Genomic DNA, 13,576 nt, shown 5'->3' on the forward strand with positions numbered 1-13,576 from the left:
AATGATTTTAACTACATTTACCGTAAATGACCGAAGTCGAAGAACAGGAAGAATACGAAGTTCGCATCGGGGCGTTCAATGGCCCGATGGACTTGCTGGTGTATCTTGTTCAGAAGAAGGAAGTTCCGCTCGAACAGATTTCGATTGCCGAAATTGCGGACCAGTTTTTAAAGTGGGTGAACGAGTACGAGGGTACCGACCTGTCGAAGGCGGGCGACTTCTTGTACATGGCGAGCCGCCTGATGGCCTTAAAAGTGCAGGAACTTTTGCCGGCCGAACAGCGTGACCCCGAGATGGAAGCGGAATACAACGAAGACCGCGAACAGCTCATGAAGGAAATGCTGGAATACCAGCGCTTCAAGCAAGTCGCGAGCGGCCTCCAGGAAATGGAAAGCGAAAACTTCGGTACGTATTCCCGCGGACGCCTCGAAAAAACGCAGACCGACGAAGAGACTTTGGCCGACGCAAACATCTGGCAGCTTTTCCGCGCTTACCAGAAGAGCCTGAAGACCAAGATTTCGGAAACGATTCACCACATCGAACTCGACTACGTGACCATTCAGGACCGTCAGCAGGCAATCAACAATTATCTTGCGGTGAATGGCCGCGCCCTGTTCGAAGACTTGCTTGACAACGATTCTCACCCGATTGTCGCGGCAGTGACCTTCATGGCCATGCTCGAGATGATCAAGACGGACGAAATCGTGTTCCGCCAGAGCGAACTGTTTGGTCCAATTTGGATTTACCGCAAGAAGAACAACGCCGACTACGCCGAAGAAATGGCGCACGAGACCGTATTCTTCAGCAAAGATCCGGACGTGAAGCCGGGCCTTGTGGAAGCGATTCGCAACCAGGCGATTGCTCGCTCCAAGGAGCAGACCGTGGGCGACTTGGCCGCGGTGATGCGCGAGGCCGTGCTGTGGACGGAACGCGGACGGAACGTGAGCGACGACGATTTGACCGCCATGCTCGAAGGTCGCGAAGACTTGAGCGAAGTGCAAGAAAACCCGTTCGCCGAGATGATGAAGGAAGACGAGGCGACAGAGAATGCCCAGGCTTCTGCGGAAGGTGCGCAGGCCCCGGCAGAAGGAACCGCGCAGGTTGTTGAATCTGCTCCCGAAACAAGCGCGCCGACAACTGAAACGGTTGCGGAAGAAACAAGCGCGCCCGTCGAAGAAACTCCGGTGGAAGAAAATGAGGAATGGAGCGCTTCGTTGTCTACGACTCCTCGCGATGACGTGAGCGAAGAACCTGTCGACGCCTCGATCGAGCCTGCAGAAGAAATCTCCTCTGAAGAGCCGCAGCCCGCTGACAACATGACGGACGAAGAATTCGAAGCGTTCATGAAAAAAGCCCAGGCGTTCTATGACTCCCAGGCTAATGAAAATTCTGATTCAGACGACGATGACGATTTCCCGTCTATAGAGGTTCATACTAATGACTAGGAGATCCCGGGTCAAGCCCGGGATGACAATAGAAGACTAGTCTCGCCGACCGCCGATAAGTCCGGCTCGGTACGCCCAATAAAGCAACTGCATAATGGAACCGATGGCGGCTGCCACGTAGGTAAGCCCTGCGGCAAACAGCACTCCCGAAACCGTATTGTATTCGCGGCCCTGCGCCACGATGTCGAGGCGAGCAAGCACCTTTTTGGCGCGGGAAGAAGCATCGAATTCCACCGGCACGGTCACCAGCGTAAAGAGTGTCGCGATACCGAACAGCAGCACACCCGCCACGGCGAGCGAATAGCCGAGCGCACGGCCCGCACTCATCAGGATGATGCCAAGAATCACAAGCCACGGGCCAAGATTCGAGCCAAGGTTTGCGGCAGGCACAATAAACGAACGCAGCCACAGCGGGAAATACCCCTGCGCATGCTGAATGGCGTGGCCCACTTCGTGAGCGGCAACGCCCGCGGCAGATGCATTGCGGCCGTTATAGACTTCGGGCGACAAGTTCAGAGTCTTGTTCAGCGGATTGTAATGGTCCGACAAGAACCCGTGATGCTGCAGCACCTTCACGTCGGTAATGCCCGCATCCATGAGAATTGCCTTCGCCACATCGGCACCGGTAAGGCCGCTCGAAATGCCGACCTTCTGGCCAGCGTTAAAACGGGACTTGACCATCCAGGAAACGCTACCAGACAAAGCGAGCGTCACCAGGAGAATCATCATGTATAAAGGATCGAACATCATAAAAATACCTCTAATCGTAATATACAAAATTACATATCGCCGGTTTTCAGTTTGCTACCGTCGCGGAGGTTGGTAAGCACGAGCCCGAGCAACAGGTAGAATACCGCCTGCATCGCAAGCGGCAACAGAAGCGATGCCGCATCGTAAATGTCGGCGCCGCGCTGCTCAATGGCAAGCCATGCCGGAATGGCAAACGTCGAGGGCAACAAGCAAGAGAAACCCTTCATCCACGTCGGAATCAGTTCGGTGGGCCAGCTAAAGTTCGAAAGGAACAGAATCGGAATGCTCATGTACAGGAACAGCTGCATGCTCGTTTCGCGGCGCAAGAACACCTGCGAAAGTACCATCCCGAAGTTGATGACCGAAAACAGGAACACGATTGCAAAAGCCACCATCGGCAAAATTTCGCCACGGCGCGGAAAATCGAACACGTTGTACACTACAAAGTGGTAGAACAGGATAAAGCTGCAGTAATGCAAGAAGTACGCAAGCGAACGCCCAAAGTAACGGTAAGGCATCAACTCGTTTTCGACAGAACTGTCGCGTTGCAACTTGCGGAACTTGCGGTGAGCACGGGCACCGCCCAGAATGCAGATGCCAATCACAAGCGTCTGCTGCAAAATCAGCACCAACACGCTCGGCACCACATAATTCGAATAGCTACCCGTGTTGTTGTACATGGTCTGCACGCTGATGGGTATCGGGTCGCGCATGGCAATCGCCTTGGCCGCCGGAACTTTTTTGCCGAGGGCTATTCGCTTGACTTTGGTGGTAGCCCCAACAGTCAATGCGCATGTGGTAAATGCGGTTCCAATATTGCCGTGAAGCATCACGTAGGCACCGTGCGTAAACACGTTCACGTTCGTCTTGCCACCGTTACGGAGCGTTTTCTCCATGTCTTTGGGAATCACCATGAAACCGTAGATTTTTTCTTCGGCCATGGCCTGTTCCGCTTCGCGGATATCCGAAAACACATAGCGCACATCAATCTGCTGGGCTGCGGCAGACATCTGCGTGAGTTCGCGCGACATGACAGTATGATCTAAATCTACCACGGCCACAGGCACATCTGTTGCCGTCTGTTTCATGTAAGGCGTCGGGTAATAGAAGGCGTAAAGCAAGCCCGCCACCACCAGCAACAGTACCGCCGCAGGGTCGGTGTAAAAAAGCTTCCATTCGGCAAACGCCACCTTAAAAAGTCGCTTAAAGAGGTCAATCATTTTTGCCTCCTTTATGCAATTTTCTTTTGGCAATTTCAGATGCGACCGCCTTGCGAATACTCAAATCCGAATAGACGGCGCCGGCAATATTTTTCAGCTTATCCTTCAGGTGCAACTTTTCGCGGGCTTCCCAATCCGCCTCTTTTTCTTCGGCAACTTTCCAGCGCAAGAACAACAATTTTGAGGCGAGTAGGTGCCAGAACAGCGCCATACATAAAAGGATTGCTATCGATTCCCAGGCGTGAGCCTTGCCGACCGAGCCCAAGAGCATGGTAGACTGCACCTTTAAAACATGCGTGAGCGGAAGCAGGAAAGCAAAACCGCGCACCACCAAGGGCATCGCCATCACGGGGAATGTCTGACCCGCAAAGGCAAATGCGGGGCCGGCGATAACGCCCGCCACGCTAGACGACATACGCATGTTGCCTGTAATGCCCACAAAGGCGGCCCCCGCTCCAGAGCAAGCGAGAAACATCGCCAGCTGCCCTGCAGACACCACCACGAATTCATCGAATGTCATCGGGGTGAGCGCACGGCGAGCATACGCATACACCGCCACCATCGACAGCCACTGAATCACGACCAGCGGCAAAACTGTCGCAGCGCCAAGCACCACGCGCGAGCCACCCGCAGCCTGCAAAAATTCGCGGACGCGGTGATCGCGGAACGGAAAACTGAACAGGTACACCGCCGCCAAAATTCCTGCCAAATGGAAAAGTGCCGTCACAAGCCCGAGCCCTAAAAAACCCTGGTAGTTACCGCTGTTATTGCTCACGGACTTGAGTTCTACATGAATCGGGTCATCCATCTGCTTGGTAAACAGGTCGGCGCCAATCGTCGAAATCACCGAGCGGATTTCCTTAACTGCAAACGTATTCGTAAGATAATTCTGGCCGCTGGAATACACCGGAATCACGGGCGTTTCAAGCCGCAGCGCCCGGCGTTCCATGTCGTACGGGAGCACGATAAACGCCTGCAAGTCACCGCGAATCACCGCATGTTCGCATTCGCTACGGTCGTGGCATTCCACCGCGACTTCGAGCACGGGGTCTGCACGCAATGCCATTTCGACTTTATCGGCCAGCTGCGAACGGTCTTGCTTTAAAAGGCCAATCGGCACATGCTGAATGATTTCGGCCGAAAAGAAATTCACCATAAAGACCGATGTCACCACCGGCAAAATCAGGAGCACCAGCCACAACACGATATTGTGACTGATATAGATTTTGCGAATCGCTCTAAAGAAATCGATAAACAAGGCGCACGACCTTACTGAACCTGTTCCATCGGGAAAAGCACGCTCATGCCGGGGCGCAGGTTTTCAATCTTGGTTTTCGGGCGAAGGCGCACTTCGAAACTTTTGAGGTCAAAGCCGCCGCTTTCCTTGGAGCTGCGCCAGGTGGCGTAATCGCCTACAGACGCAATGTAGCTGACTTCCATTTCTACGTTCTTGTCGAGCGCCGGAATGAACATGCTGAAAGTCTTGCCCTTGGACACATTCTTGAGCAAGTCTTCGCGCAAGTGGAATACGGCCCAAGAATCGTCGAGGTCGGTAATGGCGACTACCGGCATGCCGGAGCCCACGACTTCGCCCTCTTCGACCAGTTTCACGGAGACTTCGCCTGCGATGGGGGCGCGGATTTTCGTTTCTTCGAGGTAGGCGTCGACCTCGGCGTTGGCGCCCTTCGCCTGCATCACGAGTGCGTTTGCGGCAGCCTTGTCTTCGCTGCGGGCGCCGGCAAGCGCCTGTTCATACTGGGCCTTGGCGGCGTCGGCAGCAGACTGCGACGCCTTCATCTGGGTTTCGGCTTCGTCGCGCTTCTGGAGCGGGAGCACGCCTTCGTTATAGAGTTTCTGCACACGGTCGTAAGTGTTCTTCGCGAGGTTCGCGGCATCTTGCGCGCGCGAGGCCATGGCCTTGAGGGCCGTAATATCTTCGGAGCGGGCACCATTTTTAGCCTTGTTCGCCTGAGCGCGAGCCGCACCTAAAGCACCCTGCGCCTGCATTTTCTTGGCTTCAATTTCGGGGCTGCTAATAATAGCGACAATGGCATTCTTTTCGACCATGTCGCCTTCGCGGAAGAACAACTGTTCCACGCGACCGGGAACCTTACCCGCCACAAGCACGCGGCGAGCTTCCATCTGGCCTTGCAAATAGGCGTCGCGAGGTTCAGTTGCGAACTTCTGCAAGGTAACGATACCAAGGCCAATCAGGGCAATCAACGCCAAGACGACCAAAGTTTTTCCAATCACTTTCATGACGTTCATTCTTTTTCTCCGTTTCTAAAATCAGTTTGCGGGTGTAGCAGGCGTTGCCGTTTCTGGCGCCTTGGCGCTATCTGCCGGTGCAGAATCTGCTGCTGTAGATTGCTTCACCCCTTCGGGGTTCGCAATGACGTTTGTTGAGGGGCTCGCGGCAGCGTTGGTAGAGTCGCTTGCAACCGGTACGGCTACAGGTTCTGCAACGGGTTCTTCGGGCTTCGACACCTCAGCCGTTTTTTCTTCCACAGGCTTTACGTTCTTGAGCATCTCGCCCGCATTCACCACTTCTCCACTTGCTTCCAAAAGTCCAAGCCAGGCGACCACCGCGTCGTAATGCGCCTTCAAGTCAGCCACCTGCAAGCGCGAAAGCGCAAGTTCTGCATCCACTACATCCAAGCCCGTGGCAAGGCCCGCTTCGTAAGCCAAAGTCTGGCTGCGGTGCGCTTCTTCGGCAAGTTCGCGAGTCTTCTTCAGGCTTTCCAAGCGGCTCTTGGCATGCTCCATTTCACGCCAGCGTTTTTCAACCAGCAGGCCAATGTTATCCATGGTCTGCTCTTCCATACTCGAAAGCGAACGGTCGAGAGCCTTCGCGTTGCTCACCTTAGAGCGAGTCTCGCCGCCCTTGAACAAGTCCCACTGCATCTTGGCACCCACCGCCCAATCGGGTTCCAAGAGCGTCAAGTCGCGGGTATAAAGTTCCTTGTAGGCGAATAGCGCCACCGTCGGGAAATAATCGGCGCGGGCAGCACTTACCGCATCTTGACTGCGCTTGCGCTCGGTGCGCAACTGACGCAGACCCGGGTGTCTATCCATCGCAAGCTGCTTGAATTCTTCCATGGCCAAGGTCTGCTCCGGAGCAAGCACCGGAGTGATAGCCGTAATGTTCGTGTCCGTATGCAACAGACTTGCAAGAGCCAAGCGAGCAAGAGTTTGGTCGCGGTAAGAATCTTCAAGCGCGTTTTCAGCCTCAGCCAAAGCCACTTCGGCGCGCAAGCGTTCCGCCTTGCTAATCTGGCCACCTTCTTCCAGTTTCTTGGAGCGGGCCAAGTGTTCTTCCAAGTTCTTCTTGGTGCTTTCGCGAAGCACCGTCAATTCTTCGGCCAGGCGAAGCGTAAAGTACTTGGTAGCCACATCCATGAGGATTGTGTTTTGCGCCATGTCAAAGGCCGCCTTCTTGGCATTCACGTTTTCTTTGGCGGCATCGTAGGCGGAATAAATCTTGAGGCCCGTAAAAATCGGCCAAATAGCAGTCAAGCGCGCATTAAAGAACACGTCGTCCTGCACCTTCATGCGGAAATCGGCATCGTCGATTTTCGCTTTGGCGGCATCAAGCTGTTGCTTGCTGTCAGCCGCATACTTGTCTGCCGTCTGTTGAGCGATTTCTTGAGCCGTACCACCGACCTTTTCTTGGGCAAAAGCGTTCGCCTGGGCTTCGCTCAGACCTTGCGCCCTTGCACCGGCATACGCCTGTTCATAACCGGCCTGAGCCTTATTGTAGGCATCGATATAAGCTTTTGAATACACTCCCGCAGGGCCAACAGTCGAAAGTCCGCCTGCAAGGCCACTTAGCCCCTGTTGAATTTCACCCAAGTCAATATATATGGGGTCGTTGATTTTTGTAACGCTGGCGGTCAACGACAACTGAGGCATAAAACGGGAACGGGCCTCAGACTGTCCACTCTCAGCCATATCCACTTTAGCCTTTTCAGCCTTAATCTGCGAATTGTTCGCCTTTGCCATCGCAATGGCATCGGAGAGCGAAATGGGTGCTGCAAAAACGGCAGCACTCGCTGCAATACCCAAAATCACACACTTTTTCATACATTGTAAAGATATATATTTTTTACAAAAAAAGCCACCTTTTAAAGGTGGCATTTATACTATAAAAGCAATTATATAATTTTACTTACCAGGAGTGGGCTTGTCCACCGTCCAAGCGGCAGCTTCATAACCCATCGTGGTGAAGTCCTTACGTTGCAAGCTATAGCCGAAACCATCAGCGCGCTTGTAGTCAACACCATTGCCGCTCCACTTATCGCTATAGAGCGTAGCATCGGACCAGTCGTAGTACCATTGGTCATTAAGCGGGTTCGAAGCATCTTTCTGGTAGAAGTAAGGTTTCTTGACGGCAATGGTTTCACCACGGTTAGAAAGCTTACCGCTATAGAAGCTAATCACCACGCCAGCGTCGATCGAATAGCGCGTACGCAGTTTATCAGCAGTCAAACCACTACTCTGCAAGGAATCCGGGAACAGCACTACAATGCCGCCAGCCGGAATCACGTCAGTCGAAGCAAATTCAAAATTAATACCTTCGACCTTCCAACCTCTGTTTCCGTTTGAAAGTTTTTCAAACGGCGTAATGGGCGTTTCAGACAAATTCTTGAGTTCCAAGAATTCCACGTCGTTCAAGTCTTCTTCGTTCGGATGGTAGTGAATTTCGCTAATGACCAAAGAACCGATATAAAGAGCACTGTTGGCGGCCCCCGGCGTAGCCTGTACAAGGGCGCCTTGAGCCGTAGAACCATCGCTCAAATCCACCACGCCGCTCGAAAGCTTGCTAGACGGCAAGAGCAAGCTGGATTCATCACCTTCGACAGCGCCATACAGGTAGTAAGAACCACCGATATCGCTAACGATCAGTTCCTTGGCAGCACCTTCGCTATCGTTAAAATCGGTTGCAGCATTCAGGACAAGGTAACCCTTTGCAGGAACCGTACCGGCCTTGATCGTGAGTTTTTCCTTACGGATCTTGGATTCAAAAACCCAGCCGGTCACGTCGACATCGGCGCTGCCTGCATTGTAAAGTTCAACCCAAGCATCGGTACCCGTACCGGTCGGCATGATTTCGTTCAAGCGGATATTCGAAGTCGTGAGCCATTCATCGTTGCCCACACCCGGATTACCGTTCATAATCTTGCTTGCACCCCAGGAGGTTGCCTGAGCAGCGTTGCCGCCCTTGTACACAAGCGTACGGCCCTTGCCGTTGGCAAGAGACGGCCAAGGCGGTTCCATGCTGTAAGAGCAGCTCACGTCGCCTTCACCCGTCAGTTTCACGTCAATCACGTCGCCTTCGTTCGAAAGCTTGGCCACAGCACCCGTCTTCGGGTCAACATCCCACGGGCCATAGAGACGGCCATTGAAAGTGGGATAAGTCTGCATGAACAAATCCTTGTCGTTAGTCACGACAATGTATTCGCCCTTCTTGAGTTCTTCGTTCGGGAACGTATAAGAAAGAGCTCCGTCCAGACGCATGCCCGAAGCAAGCATACTGCTGATATCCGGACCACTCTGGATTGTCACTTCGACCCATTCCAATGCGGAACCATCGTCAGCATTATACATGATTTCGGTAATCGCCATTTGGGTGACCGAAGGATCGTCAATTTCAGTAGCAGAAGACAGCTCCGGCTGAGGATTATCGCCATTAACGCTGCTCGAAGAACCCGTCACAGGAGTATCGCCAGCAGACGAAGTCGGGTCAGGATTCGCACCACCTTCTGAAGACGAAGAAACGGTCGGATCGACAGGATCCGGTTCCGTAGATTTGTCACTGGAGCAAGAGGTGGCAAGAACCATTGCGGTTACTGCCGAACCAGCCAAAAGAATTTTTTTGATATCCATAGAGGTATCCTCGCAAAAACTTTCTTCTATTTTAATAATTTTCACCGGCGCCCACGGCAAGCTTCGTCCAGTACGGAGTCTTGAATCGGCGCGGATTTTCGTAAACACGCTTCCATTCGGCAGCGGCGTTACCGAACTTGGAGAATGCGGCATGTTTCAAGTTCAGGAACTTGATCAAATCGAACATCCAGTAGGGCACCTGGGAACACGGGCACTTGAGTTCGAGCACGGCATCGCACCCCGGCTGGAAGAACCTGGGAATACCTGTCGAATGCATGTAATGCGGGTCAACTGTATAATCAAAACCGTTTTCTTCGCGGAAGCGCATGCCGGTATCAATCGTCACGCGGGAATATTCTTCGCGAAGTCCGAACCAGGCACGGCGTTTGTACTGGGTCAAGAGTCTCGGGTGTGCATTGTAGAGTTCCGTCTTGTACAAGAAATCCTTGATGTACATGCGGTCCTTTTCACCCTTGCACGGCCAGTCTTCGGGTTTCATGTGCCAGACTTCGCCCGGGTTAATGCCCTTGATGGTTCCACGGCTCTTGTAGCAAATGTTCTTGATTTTGCGCTTGCATTCAAAATGGAATGTTCCGTCTTGAGCCGGGTGTTCACCGTAAGTGCGAATGCGCATATTGAAGCGATCCAGCAACTGTTTCTTTTTCCAGCCGAGGAACGTCCAGCTAGGCGAATCCAAATAGAGGTTCGTAATCCAGTAGAATCCGCCCGGCGTAATTTTAGAGTAGTAGTCTTCTTCGCAGTACGGAGCAAGGAATGCACCGATACGGTCCGCCCATTCCACAGGAATGTGGTACTTGAGTTCGAACCTTTCGAGAAGACTGAATCCGCGGGCTTCGGCCATACTACTTAAGTCCCCCGACTAAATGGTTCTGCACGCCTTCCTTAGAAAGCTGGCCTGCATACTGCAACAGTTCAAGATAAAGGTCGTAAATGTCGGTTTCGAGCTTGGCTGCATTCAGTTCGCTTTCAACCGCGGATTCGCGGGCACGCAGCAAGAGCAGCGGGTCAGATCCGGCGTCTTTGGCAAACTGTTCAAAGATGTTGCCAGCCTTTACCTTGTCGGCAAAATCCTTCTGGACCTTCCACTGGGCAAGGAAACCATTAATTTGTTCAGCAAGGCGATTCACCTTCACGCTCACGTCGCGAGACTTTTGCATATAGTCGCCTTCGGCATCGAGGTCAGCCACCTGGTTGCGCAGGCTGTTATCCTTGTTGCTATCGAAGAACGGGAGCTTAATGGCAAGCGTTGCGTAGAACTTATCGCGAGTACGACGATTATCCTTGTCGTCTACGAGTCTCTGGATAGAATAGGTGTTGTCATAGCGGACGGTTTCTTCATTATAAGCGTTGTCCTTCCACTTGGTACAATCGTCTTCGCTGTAATATTCGCTATTCGTATTGCACAAATCGTCGTAACCCATGTCCTTATACTTTTTCATCAAGGACTGGATTTTCATGGAGTAACCGATACCGATGTGCGAAATATAATCGTGACGGCTTGCCAAATCCTGCTTGGCACGGGCCTTTTCGGAATCCATCTTGCCCTTCGCCATTGCAACCTGCGGGAACTGATCGTTCACTTCGACGCCGTCATTCAACCAGGCTTGAATATCTTCCATTTTCGGAAGCCAAGAAGAATCCAGTTCAACGCTTTCGAAATCCGGAATCCAAACACGCAACTTTCTTTCGGAATTCTGGAGCGAATTGGAATCGCTAATGAGGGCTGCGCGAATCGAGGCTTCCTTTTCAAGAGCAGACATCAAGTCTTGCGGATTGAAATTGGGGGAACCCGACTTGAGGTGCAGCACTTCGATACGGTCGGCGTTAATCTGGTAAAGTTCCTGGTTCAACGCATTGATTCGCTTGCGCATCAGGTAATGGATACCGCGTTCGTAACGGTCGTACAGGAGAATGCCACGGTCTTCGGCCAGCTGAGCGTTTGCGTACGCCATCTGGGCTTCGTAATGAGCTCGGTCGGCAGAACCTTCGCCAAAAGGCTTCGGCGTCAAGCGAAGTTCGAAATCATGCTGGGCAAAACTAAAACCATCAAGCTTGTAACGGAGTTCAAGCTTTTCCCACAACTTGGTGTTGCGGGAGGTCGCAATGTTTGCACGCTTTTGAGAAGCCTGATAACGCACATCCTGGTCAGCAGACTGAATCAAGGTTTCCCAAGTAAGCGGAGCCGCAATCAAAGGGGTAGCGACAAGCAAAGAAATAAAAGCAAAACGATTCATAAAAATTTCATCCATTGGATTGCATCGCACTCAATAGGTGCTCGCAATGACGTTAATGGAACTTACTCCGAAATAGTGACCATTTCTCCCAAGAGGAACGAATTTTCAGCAGGGATTGTGATAATAACTTCGCGGCCGTGAATCGGCATTTCAGGCATCTTCCACATACGCATCGGGAATTCCACAATGCGGCTGGAAAGGCCAACCACCTTGCCCTTCACCGGCTTACCCGTAGCGCCGAGCGACTTCACCTTGACGGTTTCGCCAATATCCATGCGCTGGTACATTCTTTCGTGGATGTAGCCACGAACCAATGTCGGAGACTTGTGAGTGAGGGTGACAATCGGAGCGAAACTAGACACTTTTTCGCCGTCATGAACATTCACGGAACCCACGACCCAGCTTTCCTTGGCAATCTGGATAAGTTCTTCCTGCTGTTTCTGAAGTTCTTCGAGTTCCTTTTTCAGGTTTTCGACTTCGCTCTTGCCGGCATCTTTCTGCAAGCGATTGCTGCTGCGCAGAAGTTTGATTTGTTCGTTGGCATTAGCATTTGCAACGGCAAGTTCGTTCTTGAGTCCCTTGATCTGCATAGCCATGGCGTCGTTGCCATCGGCTTCAGAATTAGAATTCTTGAGGCTCTTGAGCTTGGATGCGATTTCCTTGTTCTTCTTGTATTCGCTTTCAAGTCTGTTGATTTCAGACTTCAAGGTAAGAGTCTTCGTGGCAAGGTCTGCCTTGACTGCAGCGACCTTCTGGTCGATGTCGGCGGCAGAGAGGTTGCTACGGCCTTCACTAGCATCCAGTTCACGAGTCACTTCGGCTATACGGAGCGTGAGGTCCGGGCGGTTGAGTTCCACGATGGTATCGCCCACATTGATTGCCTGCCCCGGCATCACATGTACCTTGACCACTTCGGTGGGACTCGGCACGCTAATGGTCGTTTCGGCAGCTTCTGCAATACCCTGGAAGGTCGCAATCTTGCCCTGATACATGAACCCAAGAATAATGGCAATGATTACGCAAAGAACCCAGGCAATAGAAAGCTTGTGACCGTAAACGTAGGCAACACCGGCGTTACTCTTGTGCGTATTCCAAAAATTTTCGAGCATATCGCTAAGCTTGTTCATACCGTCTCCCTTACATTTCCGTCGTGGCGTCTTGCATCATGAACTGCACGTCCGAGATGCCTTCGATTTTAGAGAGTTCGCTCAGGATTTCTGCAGCCGGATGAGTGGCACGCAGGCGAATCTGGTAAGCAACGTCAAGGCGAGCACCGCCGTCAACTTCACGCATCGTAATCAAGATGAACGTCTTGAGACTAGACTTCATGATGTCTTCGATCTGACCACGGACCTTGGCTTCGTTGGGGAGCGCAAAACGGAGCATACCGTCAAAGAAATGCTTGGTACCAAGACCAGTACGGGAAAGGAGGAAAGCAACCGCGCTAAAGGCAATCGTGCCACCCACGGCAGCACCCCAGGCGTACACACCGCAACCGATACCGGCGCCGAGCGATGCGAACACGAACATAATGTCACGCGGGTCCTTAAAAGATGTTCTAAAGCGAACCACGGAAAGAGCGCCCATCATACCAAGACCGCGACCCACGTTATCACCGATAGCCTGCATCACAGTGGCAGCGACAACGGCACTAAGCACAATGGCCTGCACAAAATTTCTCGAATACGACAAACCAAGGAAGGTTTTTTCGTAGGTCCAGGCAATCACCGAAGAAAGGATAAATGTGAGAATCAAGGTGTACGCCAACGTAATGAGAGTGGCGTTGGCGGTGCCGGATTGGACGGCTAATAGGTCGAGCATAAGGACTCCGTGGTTTACTTTTTATCTTTCAGCCAAAATTTACTTTAATCACTCGCAAAATAGTGAATTTCTGTGTAAAAATGGATGAACAAAAACCAAACGTTCCTAAAAAATGAGGCGATTCGGGACGAATTCACCCTATTTTACCACACCAGTTAGAATAATAGCAAAAAAGGCCAAAAATAACACCTAAAAAGAA

Annotated in this window: 11 protein-coding genes; 1 reads left to right on the forward strand and 10 read right to left on the reverse strand. The window is 52.2% G+C overall.

From position 1 onward, the window contains the following. Positions 1–26: 26 nt before the first annotated feature. Positions 27–1,445: a segregation and condensation protein A gene (locus tag B9Y58_RS04855; protein WP_073056785.1), complete on the forward strand. Its 1,419-nt coding sequence runs from the start codon at positions 27–29 to the stop codon at positions 1,443–1,445. 36 nt (positions 1,446–1,481) lie between these two features. On the opposite strand, the gene B9Y58_RS04860 is transcribed toward B9Y58_RS04855, so the two are convergent. From B9Y58_RS04860 to B9Y58_RS04905, 10 genes are all read right to left on the reverse strand, one after another. Continuing rightward, entirely contained in the window at positions 1,482–2,195 is a 714-nt protein-coding gene (locus B9Y58_RS04860; protein ID WP_083532327.1) for a zinc metallopeptidase, read from the reverse strand. Positions 2,196–2,224: 29 nt separating this feature from the next. After that, positions 2,225–3,415, reverse strand: coding sequence for an ABC transporter permease (locus tag B9Y58_RS04865; RefSeq protein ID WP_073056787.1), 1,191 nt, complete (start codon positions 3,413–3,415; stop codon positions 2,225–2,227). After that, positions 3,408–4,673 (reverse strand): ABC transporter permease, encoded by a 1,266-nt coding sequence (locus B9Y58_RS04870; RefSeq protein WP_073056790.1) that lies wholly within the window; start codon positions 4,671–4,673, stop codon positions 3,408–3,410. Before B9Y58_RS04870 ends, B9Y58_RS04865 begins: the two co-directional genes overlap by 8 nt. Before the next feature lie 11 nt (positions 4,674–4,684). Beyond that, positions 4,685–5,683: an HlyD family secretion protein gene (locus B9Y58_RS04875; RefSeq protein ID WP_073056793.1), complete on the reverse strand. Its 999-nt coding sequence runs from the start codon at positions 5,681–5,683 to the stop codon at positions 4,685–4,687. Positions 5,684–5,704: 21 nt separating this feature from the next. Further along, positions 5,705–7,498 carry a TolC family protein gene (locus B9Y58_RS04880; RefSeq protein ID WP_085534776.1) on the reverse strand — a complete coding sequence of 598 codons (1,794 nt, stop codon included), beginning with the start codon at positions 7,496–7,498 and terminating at the stop codon, positions 5,705–5,707. 81 nt (positions 7,499–7,579) lie between these two features. Further along, positions 7,580–9,301, reverse strand: coding sequence for a lamin tail domain-containing protein (locus B9Y58_RS04885; RefSeq protein ID WP_085534777.1), 1,722 nt, complete (start codon positions 9,299–9,301; stop codon positions 7,580–7,582). A 31-nt stretch (positions 9,302–9,332) separates the two neighbouring features. Continuing rightward, positions 9,333–10,163: a polyphosphate polymerase domain-containing protein gene (locus B9Y58_RS04890; protein WP_073056800.1), complete on the reverse strand. Its 831-nt coding sequence runs from the start codon at positions 10,161–10,163 to the stop codon at positions 9,333–9,335. A gap of 1 nt (position 10,164) precedes the next feature. Further along, positions 10,165–11,556 carry a TolC family protein gene (locus B9Y58_RS04895; protein WP_085534822.1) on the reverse strand — a complete coding sequence of 464 codons (1,392 nt, stop codon included), beginning with the start codon at positions 11,554–11,556 and terminating at the stop codon, positions 10,165–10,167. Between the two features lie 62 nt (positions 11,557–11,618). Next, positions 11,619–12,683: an HlyD family secretion protein gene (locus B9Y58_RS04900; protein ID WP_073056802.1), complete on the reverse strand. Its 1,065-nt coding sequence runs from the start codon at positions 12,681–12,683 to the stop codon at positions 11,619–11,621. A 10-nt stretch (positions 12,684–12,693) separates the two neighbouring features. Beyond that, complete coding sequence (locus tag B9Y58_RS04905; protein ID WP_072800390.1) at positions 12,694–13,377, reverse strand: DUF4956 domain-containing protein; 684 nt, start codon at positions 13,375–13,377, stop codon at positions 12,694–12,696. Positions 13,378–13,576: the final 199 nt, after the last annotated feature.

This window comes from Fibrobacter sp. UWB15 (genome assembly GCF_900177705.1).
In the GTDB taxonomy this organism is placed as follows: domain Bacteria; phylum Fibrobacterota; class Fibrobacteria; order Fibrobacterales; family Fibrobacteraceae; genus Fibrobacter.